The organism is Microlunatus sp. YIM B11417 (genome assembly GCF_059617205.1).
The window spans coordinates 705,180-727,252 of sequence record NZ_JCAMPJ010000001.1 but is presented as its reverse complement, the minus strand read 5'-3'; the positions used below and the strand labels follow the sequence as shown (position 1 = coordinate 727,252).

28 protein-coding genes and 1 tRNA gene are annotated in these 22,073 nt (G+C 70.1%); 6 read left to right on the top strand and 23 right to left on the bottom strand.

Features of this window, described 5'->3' with window-relative positions; genetic code table 11:
- Positions 1-27: 27 nt before the first annotated feature.
- The 4 genes from AC6CCG_RS03565 to AC6CCG_RS03550 form a co-directional block, all read right to left on the bottom strand.
- On the bottom strand, positions 28-453 hold the full coding sequence (locus AC6CCG_RS03565) for a DUF779 domain-containing protein (RefSeq protein ID WP_496653067.1): 426 nt from the start codon (positions 451-453) through the stop codon (positions 28-30).
- Positions 453-1,976: an acetaldehyde dehydrogenase ExaC gene (gene exaC / locus AC6CCG_RS03560; RefSeq protein WP_496653066.1), complete on the bottom strand. Its 1,524-nt coding sequence runs from the start codon at positions 1,974-1,976 to the stop codon at positions 453-455. Before exaC ends, AC6CCG_RS03565 begins: the two co-directional genes overlap by 1 nt.
- A gap of 107 nt (positions 1,977-2,083) precedes the next feature.
- Positions 2,084-3,376 carry a GAF domain-containing protein gene (locus AC6CCG_RS03555; protein WP_496653065.1) on the bottom strand — a complete coding sequence of 431 codons (1,293 nt, stop codon included), beginning with the start codon at positions 3,374-3,376 and terminating at the stop codon, positions 2,084-2,086.
- The gene (locus AC6CCG_RS03550) at positions 3,376-3,966 is read right to left on the bottom strand and encodes a TetR/AcrR family transcriptional regulator (RefSeq protein WP_496653064.1); all 591 of its coding nucleotides are present in this window, start codon (positions 3,964-3,966) and stop codon (positions 3,376-3,378) included. The genes AC6CCG_RS03555 and AC6CCG_RS03550 overlap by 1 nt, the downstream gene beginning before the upstream one ends.
- Before the next feature lie 46 nt (positions 3,967-4,012).
- On the opposite strand from AC6CCG_RS03550, the gene AC6CCG_RS03545 reads away from it, so the two are divergent.
- On the top strand, positions 4,013-4,399 hold the full coding sequence (locus AC6CCG_RS03545; RefSeq protein WP_496653063.1) for a nitroreductase family deazaflavin-dependent oxidoreductase: 387 nt from the start codon (positions 4,013-4,015) through the stop codon (positions 4,397-4,399).
- Here AC6CCG_RS03545 and AC6CCG_RS03540 read toward each other — a convergent pair.
- Both AC6CCG_RS03540 and AC6CCG_RS03535 read right to left on the bottom strand, forming a co-directional pair.
- The gene (locus AC6CCG_RS03540) at positions 4,390-4,686 is read right to left on the bottom strand and encodes a GroES family chaperonin (RefSeq protein WP_179758682.1); all 297 of its coding nucleotides are present in this window, start codon (positions 4,684-4,686) and stop codon (positions 4,390-4,392) included. The genes AC6CCG_RS03545 and AC6CCG_RS03540 overlap by 10 nt on opposite strands.
- Before the next feature lie 45 nt (positions 4,687-4,731).
- Positions 4,732-5,043 carry a DUF3618 domain-containing protein gene (locus AC6CCG_RS03535; RefSeq protein ID WP_496653062.1) on the bottom strand — a complete coding sequence of 104 codons (312 nt, stop codon included), beginning with the start codon at positions 5,041-5,043 and terminating at the stop codon, positions 4,732-4,734.
- Positions 5,044-5,173: 130 nt separating this feature from the next.
- Between AC6CCG_RS03535 and bcp the strand changes: the two genes are divergently transcribed.
- Positions 5,174-5,653 (top strand): thioredoxin-dependent thiol peroxidase, encoded by a 480-nt coding sequence (gene bcp, locus AC6CCG_RS03530; RefSeq protein ID WP_496653061.1) that lies wholly within the window; start codon positions 5,174-5,176, stop codon positions 5,651-5,653.
- Positions 5,654-5,674: 21 nt separating this feature from the next.
- Here bcp and AC6CCG_RS03525 read toward each other — a convergent pair.
- From AC6CCG_RS03525 to AC6CCG_RS03515, 3 genes are all read right to left on the bottom strand, one after another.
- Positions 5,675-5,756 (bottom strand) — tRNA-Leu (locus tag AC6CCG_RS03525).
- 15 nt (positions 5,757-5,771) lie between these two features.
- On the bottom strand, positions 5,772-6,209 hold the full coding sequence (locus AC6CCG_RS03520) for a CHRD domain-containing protein (RefSeq protein WP_496653060.1): 438 nt from the start codon (positions 6,207-6,209) through the stop codon (positions 5,772-5,774).
- A gap of 96 nt (positions 6,210-6,305) precedes the next feature.
- A complete protein-coding gene (locus AC6CCG_RS03515) occupies positions 6,306-6,656 on the bottom strand; it encodes a nuclear transport factor 2 family protein (RefSeq protein ID WP_496653059.1) in 351 nt (116 codons plus the stop codon).
- A gap of 118 nt (positions 6,657-6,774) precedes the next feature.
- On the opposite strand from AC6CCG_RS03515, the gene AC6CCG_RS03510 reads away from it, so the two are divergent.
- Complete coding sequence (locus AC6CCG_RS03510; RefSeq protein WP_496653058.1) at positions 6,775-7,566, top strand: helix-turn-helix domain-containing protein; 792 nt, start codon at positions 6,775-6,777, stop codon at positions 7,564-7,566.
- A gap of 15 nt (positions 7,567-7,581) precedes the next feature.
- On the opposite strand, the gene aqpZ is transcribed toward AC6CCG_RS03510, so the two are convergent.
- From aqpZ to rph, 5 genes are all read right to left on the bottom strand, one after another.
- Positions 7,582-8,355, bottom strand: coding sequence for an aquaporin Z (gene aqpZ / locus AC6CCG_RS03505; RefSeq protein WP_496653057.1), 774 nt, complete (start codon positions 8,353-8,355; stop codon positions 7,582-7,584).
- Positions 8,356-8,440: 85 nt separating this feature from the next.
- Complete coding sequence (locus tag AC6CCG_RS03500; RefSeq protein ID WP_496653056.1) at positions 8,441-8,980, bottom strand: dihydrofolate reductase; 540 nt, start codon at positions 8,978-8,980, stop codon at positions 8,441-8,443.
- On the bottom strand, positions 8,980-9,774 hold the full coding sequence (locus AC6CCG_RS03495; protein WP_496653055.1) for a thymidylate synthase: 795 nt from the start codon (positions 9,772-9,774) through the stop codon (positions 8,980-8,982). The genes AC6CCG_RS03500 and AC6CCG_RS03495 overlap by 1 nt, the downstream gene beginning before the upstream one ends.
- Positions 9,749-10,384 (bottom strand): RdgB/HAM1 family non-canonical purine NTP pyrophosphatase, encoded by a 636-nt coding sequence (rdgB, locus tag AC6CCG_RS03490; RefSeq protein ID WP_496653054.1) that lies wholly within the window; start codon positions 10,382-10,384, stop codon positions 9,749-9,751. Before rdgB ends, AC6CCG_RS03495 begins: the two co-directional genes overlap by 26 nt.
- A 2-nt stretch (positions 10,385-10,386) precedes the next feature.
- The gene (rph, locus tag AC6CCG_RS03485; protein ID WP_496654386.1) at positions 10,387-11,163 is read right to left on the bottom strand and encodes a ribonuclease PH; all 777 of its coding nucleotides are present in this window, start codon (positions 11,161-11,163) and stop codon (positions 10,387-10,389) included.
- Positions 11,164-11,188: 25 nt separating this feature from the next.
- On the opposite strand from rph, the gene AC6CCG_RS03480 reads away from it, so the two are divergent.
- Positions 11,189-11,662: a hypothetical protein gene (locus AC6CCG_RS03480; RefSeq protein ID WP_496653053.1), complete on the top strand. Its 474-nt coding sequence runs from the start codon at positions 11,189-11,191 to the stop codon at positions 11,660-11,662.
- Here the strand turns inward: AC6CCG_RS03480 and AC6CCG_RS03475 are convergent, their stop codons facing one another.
- Positions 11,663-12,016, bottom strand: a complete 354-nt coding sequence (locus tag AC6CCG_RS03475) for a YciI family protein (protein ID WP_496653052.1) — start codon at positions 12,014-12,016, stop codon at positions 11,663-11,665.
- Between the two features lie 165 nt (positions 12,017-12,181).
- On the opposite strand from AC6CCG_RS03475, the gene AC6CCG_RS03470 reads away from it, so the two are divergent.
- Both AC6CCG_RS03470 and rpmF read left to right on the top strand, forming a co-directional pair.
- Positions 12,182-12,625, top strand: coding sequence for a hypothetical protein (locus tag AC6CCG_RS03470; protein WP_496653051.1), 444 nt, complete (start codon positions 12,182-12,184; stop codon positions 12,623-12,625).
- A gap of 365 nt (positions 12,626-12,990) precedes the next feature.
- Positions 12,991-13,185, top strand: coding sequence for a 50S ribosomal protein L32 (gene rpmF / locus AC6CCG_RS03465; RefSeq protein ID WP_496653050.1), 195 nt, complete (start codon positions 12,991-12,993; stop codon positions 13,183-13,185).
- On the opposite strand, the gene AC6CCG_RS03460 is transcribed toward rpmF, so the two are convergent.
- The 8 genes from AC6CCG_RS03460 to AC6CCG_RS03425 all read right to left on the bottom strand — a co-directional run bounded on the left by AC6CCG_RS03460 (position 13,182) and on the right by AC6CCG_RS03425 (position 22,069).
- A complete protein-coding gene (locus tag AC6CCG_RS03460) occupies positions 13,182-13,973 on the bottom strand; it encodes an MBL fold metallo-hydrolase (protein WP_496653049.1) in 792 nt (263 codons plus the stop codon). The two genes, rpmF and AC6CCG_RS03460, sit on opposite strands and share 4 nt — an antisense overlap.
- Positions 13,974-13,986: 13 nt before the next feature.
- On the bottom strand, positions 13,987-14,778 hold the full coding sequence (gene murI, locus AC6CCG_RS03455) for a glutamate racemase (protein WP_496653048.1): 792 nt from the start codon (positions 14,776-14,778) through the stop codon (positions 13,987-13,989).
- 15 nt (positions 14,779-14,793) lie between these two features.
- A complete protein-coding gene (locus AC6CCG_RS03450) occupies positions 14,794-16,779 on the bottom strand; it encodes a hypothetical protein (RefSeq protein ID WP_496653047.1) in 1,986 nt (661 codons plus the stop codon).
- A 128-nt stretch (positions 16,780-16,907) separates the two neighbouring features.
- Complete coding sequence (locus tag AC6CCG_RS03445; RefSeq protein WP_496653046.1) at positions 16,908-17,237, bottom strand: hypothetical protein; 330 nt, start codon at positions 17,235-17,237, stop codon at positions 16,908-16,910.
- A 33-nt stretch (positions 17,238-17,270) separates the two neighbouring features.
- Positions 17,271-19,382 carry a hypothetical protein gene (locus tag AC6CCG_RS03440; RefSeq protein ID WP_496653045.1) on the bottom strand — a complete coding sequence of 704 codons (2,112 nt, stop codon included), beginning with the start codon at positions 19,380-19,382 and terminating at the stop codon, positions 17,271-17,273.
- A gap of 197 nt (positions 19,383-19,579) precedes the next feature.
- A complete protein-coding gene (locus AC6CCG_RS03435; RefSeq protein ID WP_496653044.1) occupies positions 19,580-20,530 on the bottom strand; it encodes a PLP-dependent cysteine synthase family protein in 951 nt (316 codons plus the stop codon).
- 7 nt (positions 20,531-20,537) lie between these two features.
- The gene (locus AC6CCG_RS03430) at positions 20,538-20,810 is read right to left on the bottom strand and encodes a MoaD family protein (protein WP_179755256.1); all 273 of its coding nucleotides are present in this window, start codon (positions 20,808-20,810) and stop codon (positions 20,538-20,540) included.
- 68 nt (positions 20,811-20,878) lie between these two features.
- A complete protein-coding gene (locus AC6CCG_RS03425) occupies positions 20,879-22,069 on the bottom strand; it encodes a Mov34/MPN/PAD-1 family protein (protein WP_496653043.1) in 1,191 nt (396 codons plus the stop codon).
- Positions 22,070-22,073 lie beyond the last annotated feature (4 nt).

The following is a 22,073-nucleotide window of genomic DNA, read 5'->3' as shown; positions in this document are numbered from 1 at the left end:
GTTTCCGCAGAGTGCGCTGGATTTCGGTCACGAGCTCGGTGGGTCGGCAGGAGTGAGGAGGTCGGCCGCCGGGATCGGGCGGCTGCCGACGCGTTCAGTGAGGATGTCGGGGCGGAGCAGGCGGGATCTGATCAGGAAGCGGTGGCCGGTCGGGGCCTCCAGGGAGAAGCCGGAGCCCCGGCCGGGCACCACGTCGATGGTCAGGTGGGTGTGCGACCACAGCTCGAACTGCTCGGCGGACATCCAGACCGGGACCGTACGGCCGTCGCCCAGGTCAAGATCACCGAGGCGTACGTCCGAGTCCCCGATCAGGAATTCGCCGTCGGGGTAGCACATCGGCGACGACCCGTCACAGCAGCCGCCGGACTGGTGGAACATCAGCGGCCCGTGCTGGTCCCACAGGTCGCGGAGCAGGTCCGCGGCCGGAGGGGTGACGGCGACCCGCTCGGGCATCAGAAGAATCCCTGGGCGTTCTCGTCGTAGGAGACGAGCAGGTTCTTCGTCTGCTGATAATGATCAAGCATCATGGCGTGGTTCTCCCGGCCGATGCCGGACGACTTGTAACCACCGAACGCCGCGTGCGCCGGGTAGGCGTGGTAGCAGTTGGTCCAGACCCGGCCGGCCTGGATGTCCCGACCGGCCCGGTACGCGGTGTTGGCGTCCCGGGACCAGACGCCGGCGCCGAGGCCGTACAGGGTGTCATTGGCGATCGAGATCGCGTCGTCGTAGTCGTCGAAGCTGGTCACCGAGACGACCGGACCGAAGATCTCCTCCTGGAAGATCCGCATCCGGTTCGTACCCTCGAAGATCGTCGGCGCGACGTAGTAGCCCCCGGACAGGTCGCCGCCAAGATCGACGCGCTCGCCGCCCGCGATCACTCGGGCCCCCTCCTCCAGCCCGATCTGGATGTAGGACAGGATCTTCTCCAGTTGATCATTGCTCGCCTGGGCGCCGATCATGGTGTCGGTGTCCAGCGGGTTGCCCTGGACGATCTTCTTGGTCCGCTCGGTGGCCGCGGGCAGGAACTGGTCGTAGATCGACCGCTGGATCAGCGCCCGGCTCGGGCAGGTGCAGACTTCGCCCTGGTTCAGCGCGAACATGGCGAAGCCCTCGAGAGCCTTGTCGTAGAAGGCGTCGTCGGCCCGGGTCACGTCGTCGAAGAAGAGGTTCGGGCTCTTGCCGCCCAGCTCCAGGGTGACCGGGATCAGGTTCTGGCTGGCGTACTGCATGATCAACCGGCCGGTGGTCGTCTCGCCGGTGAACGCGATCTTGCGGATCCGCCGCGACGACGCCAACGGCTTGCCGGCCTCCACCCCGAACCCGTTGACGACGTTGACCACGCCGGGCGGCAGCAGATCGGCGATCAGCTGGATCAGCAGCATGATCGACGCCGGGGTCTGCTCGGCCGGCTTGATCACGACCGCGTTGCCGGCGGCCAGGGCCGGGGCGAGCTTCCAGGTCGCCATCAACAAAGGAAAGTTCCACGGGATGATCTGGCCGACGACGCCGAGCGGCTCGTGGAAGTGGTACGCCACCGTGTTGTCGTCGAGCTGGCTGAGACCGCCCTCCTGGGCCCGGATCGCCCCGGCGAAGTAACGGAAATGATCAACGGCGAGCGGCAGGTCGGCGGCGAGCGTCTCACGGACCGGCTTGCCGTTGTCCCAGGTCTCGCCGACGGCGAGCAGTTCCAGGTTCTCCTCGATCCGGTCGGCGATCTTGTTCAAGATCACCGCGCGTTCGGCCGGCGAGGTCTTGCCCCAGGCCGGCGCCGCCACGTGGGCCGCGTCCAGCGCCAGGTCGACGTCCTCGGCGGTGGACCGGGCCACCTCGCAGAACGTCTGACCGGTCACCGGCGACGGGTTCTCGAAATAGCCACCCTTGACCGGCGGTACGAACTCGCCGCCGATCCAGTTCTCGTAGCGGGATTGATAGCTGACCGGGCTCTCCGCTTCGCCCGGCTTGGCGTACGTCGTCATCGACACTCCTCGAAAGCTGCGGCGCCGAGCGGCCTCGCCCGGCGACCCGACGCTAGTTCGGCAAGGGTTGCAACAACGTTGCGACCTTGATCAGCCCAGCAGCTTGATCAGCGCAGCGAAGTGTCCAGCCGGGCCAGGTGGGCCTGCACCTGCGGCCGCCGCGGCGACGCCGGCGGCAGGGCTCGCAGCGAGGCCAGCCAGACCTCGTAGTCGTCGGCCCCATGGGCGGTGTCGGCGAACCGCAGCAGGGCGTCCGCGTCGTCGGACCGGAGCAGACCGGCGCGCAGCCGATGATGCAGATCGGCCCGCAGGTCGATGATCGCCGGCGCCTCCGACTGCGGCAGTACCGGTCCGCGATAGGCCGTCACGGCGCCCCGCAGATCGCCCTGGGCCAGGGCCGTCCGGAGCCGGCCGACGTCGGTGTCCAGTGGATCGCCCAGCCGATACGGCCGTGCCAGTAACCGAACCGGCGCGAGCACCTGGCGCAGCCGGACCAGCTCGGCGCGGACGGTCACCTCGGGCACCTCGCGCTGGTGCAGAGCGACGGCCAGCTCGGCCGCGGTCAGCCCGTCGCCGGCCAGCGCGAGCAGCACCAGCAGTTCTGAGTGCCGCAGGCTCAGCCGGTGCACGGTGTCCGGTCCGGCCAGGATCCCGGTGTGGGCACCGAGGACCTCGAGCCGCGGCGTCTGCGGATCGACGGCGGTCCGGGACGGGATCGAACGGCCGAGGATCCGCGCCACCCGGAGCTCGGCCTCGACCGCGGACGCTGTGGCCCGGACCAGCGACAGGCTCTGCGGCAGCGCGACCTCGTCGCCGCCGGTCACGTCGAGGACGCCGAGCATGGCGCCGGTGTCCGGGTCATGGATCGGAGCGGCGGCGCAACTCCACGGCGTCACCTGCCGGACCAGGTGCTCGGCCCCGAGGATCTGCACCGGCCGGTCCAGGCTGAGCGCGGTGCCCGGCGCGTTGGTGCCGGCGACCTCCTCGCTCCAGTCCGCGCCCTCGACGAACAGCATCCCCTCGGCCCGGCCGCGCAGCCCGCGGTCGCCCTCCACCCAGAGCAGCCGGCCGGCCGCGTCGGAGACGGCGACGATCATGCCCGCGTCGGCCGCCTCGGCGACCAGGAGCTTGCGGATCACCGGCATCGCCGGAGCCAGCGGATGATCGGCCCGCAGCCGGTTCAGGTCGTCCCCGCTCAGCCGGAGCGGGACGCGGGCGGACTCCGGATCGACGCCGGCGGCGAGGCTTCGGCGCCACGATTCGAGGACGAGACCGCGCGCGGCGACGGTCTCGCCGGTGGCCAGGAACTCGTCGTGGACTCGATGCAACTGCCGCACTCGGTCGTCGAGTTCGGCCAGCCGCGGCAGCGCCGCCCCGCCGTCGGGGCGCGGTCGGTCCATCAATCCACTGTAAGGGCCCCGTCGAGCTGGTGCTGCACCGCCGGAGCGACCCGGTCGACGAGTTCGTCGATCGCAAGCCCGGCGAGCGGCTCGACCCGCAGAATGTGCCGTACGACAGCGATGCCGAGCAGCGTGCCCAGGGCCAGCTCGATCCGTTGTTCGGCACCGTCCCGGCCGATCACCGCCGCCAGCCGGTCCGCCACCACCTCGGTCAGGAACTCCCGGATCAGGGCCGCGACGGCGTCGTCGGTGACCGCGGCGCGGAACACCGCCTGCAGCCGCGGCCCGGTGTCGGCGGACTCCCACATGCCGAGGAAGCCGGCCGCCAGCCGCTGACCCAGCCCGTCCGGCCCGGCGACGGTGAGTTGATCAAGGAACACAGCGGGATCGAAGGGCCACTCGATCACGGCCCGGAACAGCCCCTCCTTGGAACCGAAGTAGTGCACCACGAGCGACGGGTCGACCCCGGCCGCGGTCGCGATGGACCGCAGCGACGCGCGGGCGTACCCGACCTCGGCGAACCGGCTGCGGGCCGCGTCCAGCACTGCCGCCCGGGTGTCCGGTCCGCCGGGCCTTCGTCCTCGAGCCATGGGTGTTATTCTACAAGTGTTGAATTAATCCGAGGAAGGACCTGCCATGGTGTTTCCCAAGAAGGTCGCCGAACTCAATCGGGTCGGGCTCAACCGGCTGACCAGGCACATCGCGGACCGGCTGCCCGGCTTCGGCATCGTGCTGCACCGCGGCCGCAGGTCCGGCCGGGAGTTCCGTACCCCGCTCAACGTCTTCCGCACCGACGACGGCTTCGTCATCGCCCTCACCTACGGTCCGGAGGCGGACTGGGTGAAGAACGTCCTCGCCGCCGGCGGCTGCGACCTGCTGACCCGCGGACAGCGGCACTCACTGATCAATCCGCGGGTCGTGCACGACGAGACCCGGCGGCACATGCCGAAGGTGTTCGTCAGCCAGGTGCTCGCCCTGGCCGACGTGAAGGACTTCCTCTATCTGGACGAGGCTCAGAGGTAGAGGCCGGTGTTGCCGTCGGACAACCGCTCGGCGGCGACGGCGTGCAGATCGCGTTCCCGGAGCAGGACGTAGTCCTTGTTGCGCACCTCGACCTCGGCCCGGTCGGCCGGGTCGTACAGCACGCGGTCGTCCACCTTGACGGTCCGGACTCCCGCCCCGACCGCGACCACCTTGGCCCAGGCCAACCGCCGTCCGATGGACACGGTTGCCGGGATGACGATCCCTCCCCCGCTCCGGCGCTCCCCGGCCTCACTCTCGGCCGAAACCAGGAGACGGTCGTGCAGCATCCGAATCGGCAGCGGGTCTGCGCTGCCTGTTTGATCAGCCACGAGTCAGCTTTTCCTCTTCCGTACGATCGCGCGGACGATCACCACGAAGGTGACGAAGCCGGCCACGGCCCCACCGATCACGGCGAGGCGCTCGGTCCGTACCTTTCCGTCCTCGTTGACGAACTGTGCCTTGGCGTTCTCCAGCTCGGCGGTCGCCCAGTCCTTGATGCCGGCGATCTGCCGCTGCTTGATCCGGGTCGGGTGCACCTGGTCGATCAGCTGCTCCACGGAGTGGCCGAGCCGCGCTCGGGCCGCTGCGAGATCGGCCTCGATCTCGGCCCGCGTCCGTTCCGGGCGCTGTGCTTCCGTCGCCATCGGCGATCCTCCTTCGGCCGTTTCTCCTGCGATCCCGTGCCGTCAACCCGCAACAGCGTATTGCACCTGACCCGCTGTGCGGGCCGTGCCCCGGCCGTGGCCGCGAAGTTCAGGCAATAGGGTGCTCACCATGACCGATCGACTGACCGCGGGCGACGTCGCGCCCGCCTTCTCCCTGCCCGACGCGGACGGCAAGCCGGTCTCGCTGTCCGACTTCGCCGGCCAGCGGGTGATCGTCTACTTCTACCCGGCCGCGATGACCCCCGGCTGCACCACGCAGGCGGTCGATTTCACGGCCGCCGGACCGGAACTGGACCAGGCCGGGCTGCAGGTGCTCGGCATCTCGCCCGACCCGGTCAAGAAGCTGGCGCAGTTCCGCGATGCCGAGTCGGTGTCCTTCCCGCTGCTGTCCGACGAGGACAAGTCCACGCTGGAGGCGTACGCGGCGTTCGGCGAGAAGATGTTGTACGGGAAGCTGATCCAGGGCGTGATCCGCTCCACGTTCGTGATCGACGTCGACGCCGACGGGAACGGCACGATCGCCGTCGCCCAGTACAACGTGAAGGCCACCGGGCACGTCGCCAAGCTGCGCCGCGACCTCGGCATCTGATCACCACGCCCCCACCGGGAGTGCCGAAGGCGGGACTCGAACCCGCACACCCGTGGGCACAGGAACCTAAATCCTGCGTGTCTACCAGTTCCACCACTTCGGCTGGTGCCGCCTCATCCTACCCAGGCTGCTGCTCCTTGAGTTGGCCGCGGATGGCACCGGCCGGAAACGATCGGTTGTGCACGTTGGCGTAGTAGTGGCCCGGGTCCGCCTTGATCGCCGAGGCCAGTTCCGTGCCGATCGTCGTGCAGCCGGCCGGATCGGGGCCGGGCGCGCCGTCGACGTCCAGCGGGATGACCACCGGACCGGCGACGTGCCGGGCGCCGACGTGGATGTGCGCGGCGGTCGGGGCCTCGATGTCCTGCCAGGCGAGGGTCCAGCAGAACTCGGTTCCCTCGACCGTGTAGGTGACGAAGCCGTGGCCGTCGGGGTCGGCGGCTTGTGTTTCCTGGCCGCCGCTCAAGGGAATGGCCGGCGTGGCCGCCGCGGCCGGGCTCCCGGTGAGACCGGCCGTGACGATGATCGCCGGGGCGACGATCCGTGCGAGTTTGGACATGGCTCCTCCTCGATGAGCAGTCGATCCTCCCGTTGTACGCCGCCGCGCACCCCGGCGCCATAGCTGAGCCCTCACACCTTCATGCGCCGAGAGTGGTCAGCCGGGGAGCTTGTCCAGGAAGCCCCGGACGTCGCTGATCCGGCCCTGCTCGTCCAGCACGATGACGTCGAAGCCGATCACCAGGGGCTCGGCGCCCTCCGGGCCGAGGCCCCACTGGAACCGGACCTGCCGGTGGTGCGCATCCGGCTCGCCGACCGGGGTGAAGACGAAGCCGGGGAACTGTTGCCGGGCGCCGTCGATCACGGCGGCAATGCCGGCGTGGCCGGAGACTTCGGCGAGCGGGTCGGTGTAGCCGACCGACTCCGACCAGTGCTCGGCGAGCAGCCGGTCGCGGTCGGCGCCGTCGGCGTTCCAGGTCTCCAGGTAGGCCTTGACGATGTCGTTCATGATCTTGCTCCTTCGTCGTTCGTGGTGTTGACGAGACCAAGCCTCACCCGGCCGGCGTCGACGGGCCATGACCTCGGAGGTCATGAAGGTCTGGACCTGCGGCGTTACAGTGACGGCCATGATCAGCACCGCCGAGCAGCGCCCGATCGGGCCGCTGCTGCGCCAGTGGCGCGAGCGCCGTCGCTACAGCCAGCAGGAGCTCTCGGACCGCTCCGACATCTCCACCCGGCACGTCAGCCGGGTCGAGACCGGCAAGGCCCATCCGACGGCGGAGATGATCATCCGGCTGGCCGATCACCTGGAGGTGCCGCTGCGGGACCGGAACCGGCTGCTGCTGGCGGCCGGCTACGCGCCGCGCTACCAAGATCAGGAGTTGGACAGTGCTGAGGTGTCCGTGGTGATGGACGGGCTGCGTCGGCTGCTCGACGCTCACCTGCCGTACCCGGCGCTGCTGCTCGATGATCACTGGGACGTGATCGACTCCAATGCCGGCGTCGATCCGTTGCTGGCCGGCTGCGCCCCGGAGCTGCTGGAGCCGCCGATCAACGTCATCCGGCTCTCGGTGCACCCGGACGGCCTGGCGCCGCGGATCGTCAACTTCGACGCCTGGAGCGCACACCTGCACCATCAGCTGGTGGCCCGGGCCGAGCGCACCCACGATCCGCGGCTGGCGGAGCTGGCCGCGGAGGTCGGGGCGCTCCGACCCGCGGCCGGGCCGGTGATCACCGGGCCGGTGCTCGCCCTGGAGCTGGCCGTCGACGGCGGCGTGCTGCGGCTGTTCAGCATCTCGAGCCGGCTGACCACGGCGGCCGACGCGACCCTGGAGGGGCTGCACCTGGAGACGTTCGTGCCCGCGGACGACGAGACCCGGCGTCGGTTCGCCGTGACGGCGACCGACGCCGGGTCGTGAGCCCAACCGGGTGGATCAGGGGTTGTTGGCGACCCCCTCGTCCACCGGCGTCGCGTTGGCCCCGGTGATCAGCGCGTACGTGAAGCCGGCGATCGCCGCCCCGATGATCGGCGCGACGATGAACAACCAGACCTGCGACAACGCGGCCCCACCGGCGAACCAGGCGACGCCGAGGGAACGGGCCGGGTTCACCGAGGTGTTGGTCACCGGGATGCTGACCAGGTGGATCAGGGTCAGGCCGAGACCGATCGCGATCGGCGCGAAGCCCTTCGGCGCCCGGTCGTCGGTGGCGCCGAGGATGATGTAGAGGAACACCGCGGTGAGCACCACCTCGATGATCAACGCGGCCAGCAGGCTGTAGCCGCCCGGCGAACGATCACCGAACCCGTTCGTCGCGAACCCGCTCTCCACGGCGTTGAAGCCGTCCTTGCCGGCGGCGATGATGAACAGCACCAGCCCCGCGAACGAGGCAGCGACGATCTGGGTCACGATGTAGGGCAGCACGCCCTTCCACTCGAACCGCTTCGCGATCGCCAGGCCGATCGTCACAGCCGGGTTGAAATGGCCGCCGGACACGTGCCCGAAGGCGTACGCGCCGGTCAGCACGGTCAGGCCGAACGCCAGTGCGACGCCGACGAATCCGATCCCGAGCTGGACCTGCGTGTTGGTGCCGGGATCAGCCGACAGAAACTTCGCGGCCAGCACCGCGCTGCCGCATCCCCCGAAGACCAGCCAGAACGTGCCCAGGAACTCAGCGCCCAGTTTGGCGGCCAAGCGAGGCTCACTCATGGAGATCTCCTCCGTTGCCGAGGGCCCGCCGGGATGACGGGCCGATTCCGGCATTGTCAGCCGAGAACGTCGCTCAGGCAATGATTCAGGCGACGAACCGCCGATAACCGACCCAGGCGAAGCCGTCCCGCTGGTCCCGGGACACCTCCTGCCACTCGGCGTCCGTGATCTCCGGGAAGGTGATGTCGCCCTTCGGTTCGGCGTCCACCTCGGTGACGTCCAGGAACTCGGTGCGGTCCCACGCGGCCCGGTAGATCTCGCCGCCGCCGGCGATGAAGATGATCGCCTCCGGATGCCGTACGCGAGCCAGCTCGATCGCCCGGTCCAGGCCGCCGGCGGCGATCACGCCGTCGGCCCGCCAGTCCGGATCGCGGGTGATCACGATCGTGTGCCGGCCCGGCAGCGGCCGGCCGATCGAGGCGTACGTCTTCCGGCCCATGATCAGCACGTGACCGTCGGTGATCCGGCGGAATCGCTTCCAGTCCTCGGAGATCCGCCACGGGATCTCCGGCCCGTTGCCGATCACCCGGTTCCGGGCGTACGCGGCGATCGCGACGATCGAGCCCGGCTCCGCCCCGGCGACGAGCGCGGGCCCTTCGACAGGCTCAGGAATCGTCGAGGGCATCAGACGGCGATCGGGGCCTTGATGCCCGGATGCGGCTGGTAGCCCTCGATCGTGAAATCGGCCAGGGTGAACTCGTCGATGTCCTTCACGTCCGGGTTGATGATCAGCTTCGGCAGCGGCCGCGGCTCCCGGGCCAGCTGGGCCCGGGCCTGCTCGACGTGATTCAGGTAGAGGTGCGCGTCGCCGAGCGTGTGCACGAACTCGCCCGGGGCCAGGCCGCAGACCTGGGCGATCATGCTGGTCAGCAACGCGTACGAGGCGATGTTGAACGGGACGCCCAGGAAGATGTCCGCCGACCGCTGGTACAGCTGGCAGGACAGCTTCCTCTCGGCGACATAGAACTGGAACAGCGTGTGGCACGGCGGCAGCGCCATCCGGTCCAGGTCGGCCACGTTCCAGGCACTGACCAGGTGCCGCCGCGAGTCCGGGTTCGTCTTGATCGCGTCGATCACCGCCGCGAGTTGATCAAGGTTCCCGCCGTCATGGGACGGCCAGGACCGCCACTGATAGCCGTAGATCGGGCCGAGGTCGCCGTCCTCGTCGGCCCACTCGTCCCAGATCGACACGCCCTGCTCCTGCAGCGGCCGGACGTTGGTCGAGCCGGCGATGAACCAGAGCAGCTCGGCGAAGATCGACTTCGTGTGCAGCTTCTTCGTCGTCAGCAGCGGAAACCCTTGGGCCAGGTCGAACCGCAACTGATAGCCGAACGTGCTCAAGGTCCCGGTACCGGTCCGGTCGCCCTTGCGGACCCCGGTGGTCAGCACATGATCAAGAAGATCGAGATAGGTCTTCACGTCCGGTCCTCTCCAGTTCCTCGGCCAGCACCTCCAGGATCGCCCGGACCGCCTGGCCGCGATGGCTGATCGCGTCCTTGGCCTCCCCGGTCAGCTCGGCGTTCGTCACCGTCTGCCCGTCGGTGACGAACAGCGGGTCGTAGCCGAAGCCGCGCACGCCGGCCGGTGCCCGCAGCAGCCGCCCGTGCATCTCCCCGGTCCGGAGATGTTCGGTCCCGTCCGGAAGAACCAGGGCCATGGCGCAGACGAACCGTGCGGTACGACGCTCGTCCGGCACGTCGTCCAGTTGCCGCAGCAGCAGGGTGTTGTTGTCCTCGTCGGTGGCATCCGGCCCGGCCCAGCGCGCCGACCGTACCCCGGGCATGCCGTTCAGCACGTCGACGGCGATCCCGGAGTCGTCCGCGAGCGCGGGCAGGCCGGTCGCCGCGACGCAGGCCCGGGCCTTGATCAACGCGTTGCCCTCGAAGGTCGGCTCGGTCTCGGCCGGCGGCGGATAGTCCGCGACCTCACCGAGACCGTGCACCGTCACGTCGAGACCGGCGGCGGCGACCAGCCGGCGCAGCTCGGCCAGCTTCTTGGCGTTGGCGGTGGCCAGGACGACGGACTCCATGATCAACGACCTGCCAGGGCCTTCTCCTGCAGCCTGGTCAGGGCGACGCAGCCGGCGCTGCCCAGCTCGAGCAGGTCGTTCAGCGTGGTCCGGTCGAACGGCTTGCCCTCGGCCGTGCCCTGCACCTCGATGAACTCGCCGGCACCGCTCATCACGACGTTCATGTCGACCTCGGCGGCGGCGTCCTCGGTGTAGCAGAGATCGAGCATCGGATCGCCGCCGACGACGCCGACCGACACCGCGGCCACCGACCCGGTCAGCGGCTCACCGGCCAGCAGGTTGCGGTGCCGCAGCCAGTCCACCGCGTCCGCCAGCGCCACGTAGGCACCGGTGATCGAGGCGGTCCGGGTGCCGCCGTCGGCCTGCAGCACGTCGCAGTCGAGCACGATCGTGTTCTCGCCGAGCGCCTGGTAGTCGATCACCGCGCGCAGGCTGCGGCCGATCAGCCGGCTGATCTCGTGGGTCCGGCCGCCGACCCGGCCCTTGATCGACTCGCGGTCCGACCTGGTGTGGGTGGACCGGGGCAGCATCGCGTACTCGCTGGTCACCCAGCCGAGCCCGGAGCCCTTCCGCCACCGCGGCACACCCTCGGTCACGCTGGCCGCGATCAGCACCCGGGTGTGGCCGAATTCGACCAGCACCGATCCCTCGGCGTGGTCCAGCCACCCCCGCGTGATCTTCACGTCGCGTAGCTGGTCGTTGGCCCGTCCATCGGCTCGTTTCGTCACGGCAGCCCACCCTAGTCGGGTCCGGCCGCGTGCAGGTACGGGAGGGGGAATGCGGCCGGGCTGGGACACTGGCCCCGTGGTCCCGCCATCGACCGAAACCCTGCACCTGCCGCCCCGGGAGGGCCTGGATCGGCTGCTGTCCGTCCTGCGCGGGCAGGGCTGGCAGCCGGCCGTGGGCGGCTCCGGGCTGCTGGTGGCCCTCGGGCTGGGCACGGTCGCGCACGACTGGGACGTCACCGTCGACGCTCCGGCCGAGGCGGTGCAGGCAGCCCTCGACGGTGCTGGGCTGCCCTGTCGCGACGCCACCAGGACGGACGGCGTCTACGGCACCGACCGCTGCCTCAAGGTCCATGATCACCTGGACCTGATGGTCAACTTCGCGCTGCGCGGACCCGACGGGCTGGAGCCGTTGCCGACCCGGGTCAGCGGGACCTGGCGTGGTCTGCCACTGGCGGATCCGGTGGTGTGGGCGAGGGCGTACCAGCTGCTCGGGCGCACCGAGAAGGCCGACCGGCTGCGGAGCTGGCTGGCCTCCCGTCGCCTCGATTGATCACGCCGTGTGGTCCGGGAAGCGATGCACCTCCTGGGGCCAGTCGAGGGCGACGGCCATCCGGCCGGCCCAGTGGCGGGCCGCCTCGTCGTCCGGCACCTCGATGACGCAGAAGCCGCCGAGGTGCTCCTTGGTCTCGACGTACGGCCCGTCGGTGAAGATCGGCTTCCCGTCCTTCTTCACGACACTGCAGACCACGGTCGAGGCGTCGATGCCGCCGTTCTCGTACCGGAGGATCCCGGCCTCCTTCATCTCGGCCGACACGGCGCGGACGGCGACGCCCTTCGCCGCGAGCTCCTCCGGCGTGTGCGCGGGCACCCACTCGTCGTTGAACGCGATCAGGTATTGCGGCACGGTCTTCTCCTCTCGGACCTGCGACCCCGAGCGGGTCGCTCGCCCACTCCACGAACGCCGCGATCCCGATCCGACATTCTTTCCCGGGACCGAGGTGTCCGGACCGGCGTTCCCGGTTCGTGGTGAAGGTGAGAGCCCACTCACCACCTCAGTTCAAGGAGCATCATGACCGAGACCGACGACACCGGCGCACCGGAATCGCCGGAGCTGAACCCGCAGTTCGCGGCGCTGGCCGGGCGGCTGGACGGCCGTTGGCGCGTCACCGGGCCGGGCATCGAGGGCCGCGCCGAGTACCGGTCCCACCACGACGGGCGGCTGCTGGTCGGGCTGGTCACGGTCGACGTCGACGGCACCGCGATGACGAACCTGCAGCACCTGGCCCACGATCCGGCGACCGGGACGGTACGGGCCCGCTACCTGGACAGCCTCGGCAACGACGCGAGCTACACCTGGTCGCTCGACGGCCGGCGGCTCCGGGTGAGCCTGGACGGCGCCGAGTCGGACACCTACTTCGCGGCCCGCTTCAACGACGACTTCTCGGAGTACGCCGGCCGCTGGTACGGGCTCGGCGACGACGACGGGCGCATCGTCTACAGCCGGATCCCCTGACGCGCTGCCGGCGATCCCGTCGCCGGGTCGAAAATCGATGGCCCGGCCGCGGATCCGCCACTATCGTGCGGCGGGTGAATCCCCCCTCGGAGAGCCCGGAAGCCTCCTAGCTCCGGACAGGTCGCTGCCCACCGGAACCGGTGCGCGGCGGCGTTGGCGTCCCTGCCTCCGCGGACCGTGAGGGTCCGCCCGCTCTGAGGGGAATCCTTCGTGATCACCGGAATACCTCCGGTTCGTCGGTCTGCCCGCGACCGACTCGTTCCCGACCACACGGCCCGGCACGCGCTCGTGCTCCGGCCCGAGGTCGGCCGTGACCCGCCTCGACTCCTCGGTCTTCGCCTCCCCGACTACCAAGGAGTTCGATCATGTCCAGTTCGATGTTTCGACGACGCTCCCGGGCCCGGGTCCGGCGGCACCGCGCCCAGTGGCGGCGGATCTCCGCCGTACCGCTGACCCGGTGCGCCAACCCGGCGTGCGGTGAACTGACCCCGAAGCACCAGGCCTGCCCGGCCTGCGGTCGCTACCAGGGTCGGCAGGTGCTGCCGCCGCGCGAGCCCTAGCCGATCGTCCAGCGCGCCCCGGACCGGGCCAGCTCGACCGAACCCGCGAAGTGCGGGACGGCCTCGGCGAGCACCTGGTCCGGGTCGTGCCAGGGTGGGATGTGGGTCAGCACCACGGCACCGACACCCGCGGCCGTTCCGAGCTCCGCGGCCTGCCGGCCGGACAGGTGCAGCCCGGACGGGTTGTCCGGCCGGTCCAGGAAGGACGCCTCGATCAGCAGCAGGTCGGCGCCGGCGGCCAGCTCGGTCAGCGCCGGCGACGGGCCGGTGTCGCCGGAGAAGACCAGTGAGGCGCCGCCGGCCCGCTCGGTGAGCCGGATCCCGTACGCCTCGACGGGATGCGCCACCCGCGCCACGGTGACGTCGAACGGGCCGATCCGCTGGCTCGGCTGCCAGGCGTGGAAAGCGAAGTACTCGGCGATGCCGCCGGCGGGCTCGGCCGGTTCGACGCCGGGCGGGGCGGCGACGTCGTAGGCACGGACCAGGCGTTCGGCGGTGTCGGCCGGGCCGTAGACGGCGGCCGGCCGCCACGGCGCGGTCGGCGAGTAGCTGGCGCCGACGTACAGGGCGCACAGGTCGAGGCAGTGGTCGGGATGCAGATGACTGAGCAGGACGGCCTCGACCTCGGACGGGTCGACGTAGCGGTAGAGCGCCCCGAACGAGCCCGGCCCGAGATCCAGCAGCAGCGAGAAGGTACGGCCCTCGTGATCGGCCTGGACCAGGTAGCTCGAGGCCGGCGACTCCGGACCGGACCCGGAACCGCTGCAACCGACGATGGTCAGCTTCATGATCACTCTCCGCTCAGCTGAACTGTTCCACGATGTTGATCATGCCCGGCATCAGCCGCTGCCCCAGCCGGGCGAACTGGTCCGGGCTGCCGGTGGTGAGGAACCGGGTGTTGCTCCGGCGCGGGGTCTCGTGCACCAGCCCGAGCCGGGTCAGCACCGCGTACGCCTCCTTGGCGCACTCCTCCGCGCTGGACACCAGCGTCACGTCGCCGATCACGTACGAGATCACGCCGGTGAGCAGCGGATAGTGCGTGCAGCCCAAGATCAACGTGTCGATGTCGGCCGCCTGCAAGGGCTTCAGGTATTCCTCGGCGCAGGCCAGCAGCTCCGGCCCGCCGGTGATCCCGGCCTCGACGAATTCCACGAACCGCGGGCAGGCGGCCGTGTGCAGGTCGACCTGCGGCGCCGCCGCGAAGGCGTCGTCGTAGGACAGCGAGGTCGCCGTCGCCTCGGTGCAGATCACCCCGACCCGCCCGGTCGCGGTTGCCGCCACCGCCCGCCGGGCGGCCGGCAGGATCACCTCGACCACCGGCACCGGGTAGCGCTCCCGGGCGTCGCGCAGCACCGCCGAACTGGCCGAGTTGCAGGCGATCACGAGCAGCTTGACGTCCTGTTCGACCAGGTGGTCCAGGCACTCAAGCGCGTACTCCCGGACCTCGGCCAGCGGCTTCTCGCCGTACGGGGCCCGGGCCGTGTCACCCAGGTAGAGCACGTCCTCGTACGGCAGCTGGTCCAGCACCGCCCGCGCGACGGTCAGCCCGCCGAACCCCGAATCGAAGATCCCGATCGGTGCCTGTGGATTCACCCGGCCAGCGTAATCTCAATCGGAGAACCAGAAGGCGTAGAGGTCGGCGTTCTCGATCGCGATGCGGAGCTTGACCTGCTGCCCCCGCAACTCGGACAGCCGCCGGCCGCCGCGCCAGGTGACCTCGGCGTCCAGCCGGTCGCCCGTGATCGGCACCGCCTGGTCGCGGCCGAACCCGTCGATCACCCGGCCCTGCTGGTCGAGCACCTCGACCACCAGCTTCCCCTCCGGACGTGCCGTCCCGTTCAGGCGCAACCGCCCGGCCGGCACGGTGATCGGCTTCGTGATCAGCTGCCCCGGGTCGCCGACGCCGCCCGCGGCACCGTTGCTGAGCGACACCCAACCGTCCCGGCGCCAGGTCGCGAGGCCGATGTTGCCGACGTGGCGGTCGCGGTTCGGGTCGTTCGGATCGGCGCCGCCGTGCTCGTTGTTGAACGCGCCGTAGAGCAGGCTGACCGTCTCCGGCGTCACGTGCAGCGTGCTGGCCGTGTAGTGCGCGCCGTCGTTCCAGGCCCCGGGCGTTCCGGTCTCGATCACCGGATCGCGGACCGGGCGGTGCCAGTCGAGCAGATCCCGGGACGAGGCGACCTGGACCTCGACCGGTCCGTCGGCCGCCGCCTTGTGCTCGCCGGAGGTGAAGTCGGTCAGCGAGAAGACCCAGGGAAAGCCGAGGTACGTGCTCTCGTACCGGATCGCCGGCATGCCGTAGATCTGGCCCTCCAGGCCGCCGAGCTGCTCGGCCCGTCCGTCGTCGGCGTAGTCGCCGCTGACCGCGAGCGTCGGCTCGGTCCAGGTGATCGCGTCCGGGCTGGTCGACACGAACGCCGACCGCTCGTAGGTGCCCGGCGTCCGCGCGGTGAACATCCGCTTCTTGATCGTCGCGACGTAGCGCTTCGTCACCGGGTCCCAGCTGATGTTGGAGACGTCGCCGTCCAGCAGCTGCGGCTTGGCGGTGATCTCGGTCCAGGTGTAGCCGTCGGCGGAGAACCGCGTGTAGTAGCCGAGGGTGTCGTTCACGGTGCCGGACCGGAAGGTCAGCATCACGTAGCGACGATCGGCCGGAGCCTCCGGGTTGTAGGCGACGGTGCCCGAATGCTCGGCGACGATGTTGGTCTTCGAGGCGGGCAGGTCGCCGTACCCGACCGAGCCGCGGCCGAGCGGCTTGGTCCAGGCCCTCAGGTCCTTCGACTCGGCGTAGCAGAGGTGGTAGTTCGGCGGCTGGTCGTTGTAGCACGTGTACCACATCCGGTACGTCGAGCCGATCTTGATCACCGAGCCGTAGATGTACGCGCTGTCCTCCCACGGCCGGTCCGCCCGCAGCACCGGTGCCGGTGCCACCGTGGCCGGATGGACGACCCGGCCGACGTCGTGCGCCGACTCGATCCGGTAGTCGTCCAGGAACAGCTCCCGCGCCCCGGTCAGCGCCGGGTCGTAGCCGGGCGCCGCGGCTTCAAGATCGACTTCGTCCCAGTACGAGACGCCGGCCGGCGCCTGGGTGCCGTAGATCAGCGCGGTCACGTGGGCCGCGGTCGGCGGCGCCTTGGCCGACAGCGTCACCGTCTGCCATTCCGACGACGGCTCCGGTACGAGATCGACGACACCGACCCTGGCGCGGTTGAAGTCCCAGAACTCGAGGTAGAGCGAAGCCGGAGTGCCGCTGCCGGTCTTGACCTTCGCGGTCAGCCGGTAGTCCCGGCCGGGCGTGGCGACGACCTTCTCCGACCGTACGGACACGGAGCCGGCGGCCGGGTCGGTCAGCTGCAGCGATCCCGGCCCGGCGGTGCGGTCGGCGGCCCGGTTGATCACCACGGCCGAGCCCTGCGGGCCAGTCACCGCCCAGCCGAGCGGCTGCGCGGATCCGTTGCCGGCATCGAATCCCGGGTTCGCCAGCAGCGGCGCCGGTGTCCCGACCACCCGCTGCGGCAGCGTCTGCGCCTGGGCCGTCGCCAGCCCGAGCACCCCGGCGATCGCGAGCACCGCCACCGTCCGTCGCGTGCGCATCCTCCAAGTCATGATCAGTCCCCTCGCCGGTCTCCGACACCGATCACGCGAACACGAAACGGTGTGCCACGTCACGAATGATCGTGATCGCGGCACCGTTCCATGTCAAGGACGAGGCGCGCCGGCGATCATGAACCGCCGAGGTACTGGGCCACCCGGGTGAAGAAGTGGAACGTCGACATGGCGCCCTGGATGATCGTCACGTACTCCCGGTCGCCGGTCTGGAAGATCTGCCGGCCCTGCGGCGAGAACGGGTCCGGCGGCTCGAACTCGAAGGCGATCCGGCGTGCCTCCTGCTGGGCCTGCTCCAGTGACGGGAAGGCCTGTTCGACGCCGTACTCGATCAAGGTCGGCGGCTTCGCCTGACCCTGGTTCGAGAACTCCACCAGCACGTAGAACATGCCCTCGGGCTTGGCCTCGGAACTCTGGCCCGGTTGATAGACAGGGAATTCGCTCACGCCGGGGAGCCTAATGGTGGAGCGGGTTCGAGGTCAGGGCCACAGCACGAGCCGAGCCCCGGTGAACTCGGCCCGGCGCCCGTCGTCGGCGGTGTCCCCGTCGTGCGCCTGTTCGCGGACCAGCAGGAAACCGAGCCGGCCCTGCCGCGCCTTGCCGAGCACCCGGGTGACGTCGAGCCGCGCCGTTCCCGGCTCGGCCGGAGCGGTCACCTGTCCGGCCGGGAACGCCTCCCGGCCGACCGCGCCGGCCCTGACCTCGACCGGTTCGAGGCATGGCGCCGAGTCCCAGGTCAGCTCGTCGCCGGCCCAGTCGGTCCGGGTCAGGGCGTACACCTGGAACGTCAGCGGCGACCCGTCGCCGGCAACGCCGTCGAGTTCGAGGATCGCCGACCGGGCACCGGTATCCGCCGGCGCCTCGAAGGCGAGATAACTGACGGCGGGCGCCGCGCCCGGGCCGCGGCCGACCGGCAGGTGCTCCGCCGTGCCGTCGGGGGTCAGCCCGACCGCCGCGAACGGTGTCCGCCGCCGCGGCTCGGAGCGCCACTCGAGCAGGGTGATCAGCCAGACGCAGCCGGCCGGCTGGTTCACCGTGATCACGCCGGACGCCGGCACCGTGTCCACCATGATCACGTCGCCGCTGTGGCCGGCACTCACCTCGCGGATGATCATGGTCGAGCCGGCGGCCCGGAGCGGGGCGCCGGACAGGTCGAGGGTCAGCGGGTGGGCGGCCTCGGACGAACGGTGCGGCAGCCACAGCGAGCAGCGCCCGAGATCTCGATCATGGGAGGCCGCGATCGCCCCGGCCATCACCGCCGGCCCGGCCGAGCTGACGTCGGCCGCCAGCACGACCCGCTCGTCCCGGGCCGCGAACCGGTCGGCGAACATCCGGTTCGCCTCGGCGGCCTTCTTCGCGCCGCGGATGTTGCAGTCGCCGGAGTTCTCGACGTAGTAGTGCCCGGTCCCGTAAGGGATCCCGTTGGCCCGCATGGTGTTGTCGAACTTGAAGCAGATCATCCCCTCGGCGCCGCCGGTCAGGGTCGCGCCCCAGATCTCGGCCAGGTCGCTGAAGATCATCGGCGTGTTCAGATCGTCACCACTGGTCTCGAAGGCTCCGGTGTTGCGGCGGTTGAACTCCGAGTAGACGATCGGCAGCGCCACTCCGGTCGGGGTGTACTCGCGCATCTTCGCGCGCATCATCCCCAGCTCGTACGCGTACGTGTCGGCCGTCTTGTTGTACAGGTGGGTGTCGAACACGTCGAACAGATCATGGTCGACGGTCTCGCCGTGGTAGTCGGTGCGCAGGTTGCGCAGGCAGATCTCGCCCCAGCCGTGCTCGTCGTCGCGGGCATCGGCGTCCGGGTCGGCGTCCATGTGGTAGTCGGCACCGGTCTGCGACGCGTGGGTGATCACCGGCGCCTGCACGATCGCCCGGAGCGTCCGGCCGTGCTCGGCGTTGACGTCGGCGATCGCCGCCCGGACCGCGTTCGCGGCGATCTGCAGCCCGCGGATGTAGACGGCCTGATCGACGATGTCCCCGGCCGCGCTCGGGTGATCGGGTTCGTTGACGAAGTTGTACCGCTCGACGCCCCACCGCGACGCCAGGTGGTGGGTGAAGGCGTAGTGCTTCTGCCACATCAGCCAGAGCCCGGACCACGGCGCGTTCCACCGGAGTTCGGCCGCCTCCATGATCGGCGTGATGCCGAGCCGGTGCAGCCGGTCGACCTGGTGGTCGAGGTTGTAGTGGTTGGTCGTCTCGTAGATGTGGGTCGACCAGACCCGGCGCAGCGTCCGCCAGTCGATGAACCGGCCGGAATCCTTGCGCAGGTGGGAGATCCGCGTGTCGAAGTCGGCGATCGTCTCGACCCCGGCGCCGTCGTCGAACGCGGCGTCCGGGCACCACTCGGACAGGTTGGCGAAGAACCGGACCGCGTTGACGGCGGCGTACTCGATCCAGGCTGCCGTGTTCCCGTTCGGCATGAAGTGCCCGGTGTTGAAGCCGACCAGCGTCATCCCCGGTCCGGCGGCGTCGCCGACCCGGACCGTGATCCCCTCGGTCGCGGCGTGCGCGGTGCCGGCCGCGAACGCGACACCGGCCGTGCCGGCCGCACTGGCGGCGAGGAACTGTCGACGGTTGAACGGAGGCATGTTGATCACTCCCGAATGCGGCCACGGTGCCTGTCTTCGCCTCGAACGCGGCTCAACGTACCATCGCAAGATCAAGATCGGCAAGCGTTTACCGGAGTTGTGGGACTGGCGCCGCCAGAACGTCCCCTGAGCCTGCCGAAGGGTCAAGCCGGCTACCGACGTCCCCTGAGCCTGTCGAAGGGGCCGGGCCACGGGCGCTAGGCCCAGACCTGGCCGTCCAGCAGTTCCTCGGCGGTGTCCAGGTCGGTGTCGTAGGCGCCGGTGGACAGGTACTTCCAGCCACCGTCGGCGATGATCACGACGATGTCCGCGGTCTCGCCGGCCTTCAGGGAGCGCGCGGCCTGGGCCAGCGCGGCGTGCAGCACGGCGCCGGTGGACAGGCCGGCGAAGATGCCCTCGGTCTCCAGCAGTTGCCGGACCCGGCGGATCGCGTCCCGGGCGCCGACCGAGAACCGGCCGGTCACGTACTTCTCCTCGTAGAGCTCCGGGACGAAACCCTCGTCGAGGTTGCGCAGGCCGTAGACGAGTTCGCCGTAGCGCGGCTCGGCGGCGATGATCTTGACCGACGGACGGTGCTCGGCGAAGTAGCGGCCGATCCCCATCAGGGTGCCGGTGGTGCCGAGCCCGGCGACGATGTGGGTCACCTCGGGCAGGTCGGCGGCGATCTCCGGGGCGGTGCCGGCGAAGTGCGCATCGGCATTGGCCCGATTGCCGTACTGGTAGAGCATCACCCAGTCCGGGTGCTCCGCGGCAAGCTTCTTGGCCACGCTGACCGCCTGGTTGGAGCCGCCGGCCGCGGGCGAGGAGACGATCTCGGCGCCCCACATGGCGAGCAACTGCTTGCGTTCGGCGGAAGTGTTCTCCGGCATCACACAGACCAGCCGGTAGCCCTTGATCTTGGCCGCCATGGCCAGCGCGATGCCGGTGTTGCCGCTGGTCGGTTCCAGGATCGTGCAGCCCGGCCGCAGCGTGCCGTCCGCCTCGGCCGCGTCGATCATGGACAGGGCGGCCCGGTCCTTGATCGATCCGGTCGGGTTGCGGTCCTCGAGCTTGGCCCAGAGCCGCACGCCCTCCCCCGGCGACAACCGGGGCAGCCCGATCAGGGGCGTGTTGCCGACCGAGGCCGCGAGCGACTCGTACCGGGTCATCGGCCGGTCAGCCTCCGGCGACGGCCGGCAGGACGACGATCACGTCGCCGTCGGCGACCGGGGAGCCGAGCCCGCCGGTGAACCGGACGTCCTCGTCGTTCACGTAGACGTTGACGAAGCGGCGGATGCCTGCCTCCTCGACCAGTCGGTCCTTCAGGCCGGGATGCCGGCTCTCCAGGTCGTCGATCACCCGCTCGACGGTGTCACCGGTGCCCTGCACCTGCTTCTGCCCGTCCGTGTACGTCCGCAGAATGGTCGGAATCCTGATCTCGACGGCCATTCACCTTCTCCTTCGCTCGCCCGCCGGTGCGGGTCCCACTCCGTCAGCAACACCCTCGTCGGGCCGGGCTATTCCCGGTACGCGATCTCCTCTTCGGTGACGACGCCGTCCAGGATCCGGTACGAACGCACCGAGACCGGGCCGTCGCCGTTGCCGCTCTCCGCCGTCGACACCAGCAGGTAGTGCGCCTGCGGCTCGGCGGCCAGCGAGATGTCGGTCCGCGAGGGGTAGGCCTCGGTCGCCGTGTGCGAGTGATAGACCACGACGATCTCGTGGTCCTGCTCGAACAGCTCGTTGGCCAACTGCTTGTGCTCGGTCGAGTCGAACTCGAAGAACGTCGGCGACCGCGCCGCGTTGGTCATCCGGACCAGCCGCACCGGGTCGTCGGAGCCCTCCGGCCCGGTGATCACACCGCAGGCCTCGTCCGGATGATCTTGCTTGGCGTGCGCGATGATGTCATCGACCAGGTCACGGCGAATCGTCAGCACAGACGTGGAGCCTAGGCCGCTCGGGACGGGCTCCGGCGCCGCGCCCGCATCCTGAGACTTCGCCTCCGGGGTCTTCGCCGCGGCCCTCGCCTGCCGCCGGCTCTGCTTGACGCCGGTGATGATCGAGATCCCGATGATCAAGGCCAGGCTGACCCAGAGCGCGTACTTGTCGACCGTGAGCACGATGTCGACCGCCCACTGGCCGAGCTGGAAGCCGAGCCCGGCCACCAGGCCGGTGATCATCAGCGCACCGAGCGCGTCCAGCAGCATGAAGGTCAGCAGCCGCATCCCGGTCCAGCCGGCGATCGCGAAGACCAGCGCGGACGGGATGCCCGGCAGCATCGCCAGCACGACGGCGGACCGGACCAGCCACGGGTTGAGGTCGTGCGCCCGGCCGGCGAACCGCTTCGCCCGCTCCCCGTTGGCGAACAGCTTGATGATGCCGCGGCCCCACTGCCGTCCGGTCCACCAGAACAGCCAGTCGAACTTGATCATGCCGACGACGCCCGCGAAGATCACCTGCCAGAGCGGGAAGTCGCCGACCCGGGCGAAGGCGGCGGCCGCACCGATCGAGGCGTAGCCGCCGGTGAGGAACTCCAGCAGTACCGGGTGGGACGCGATCAGGAAGGGCTTCAACGGCATCATCACGAAGCCGTACGCGATCAGGACGAGGATCGAGATCAGCAGCGCCTTGTCCAGCCGGGTCGCCTTGCCCTGCCAGGGCGCCAGGTCGCGCCAGCTGGTCGGCGGACCGGACTCGGTCGTGGTCACCCGC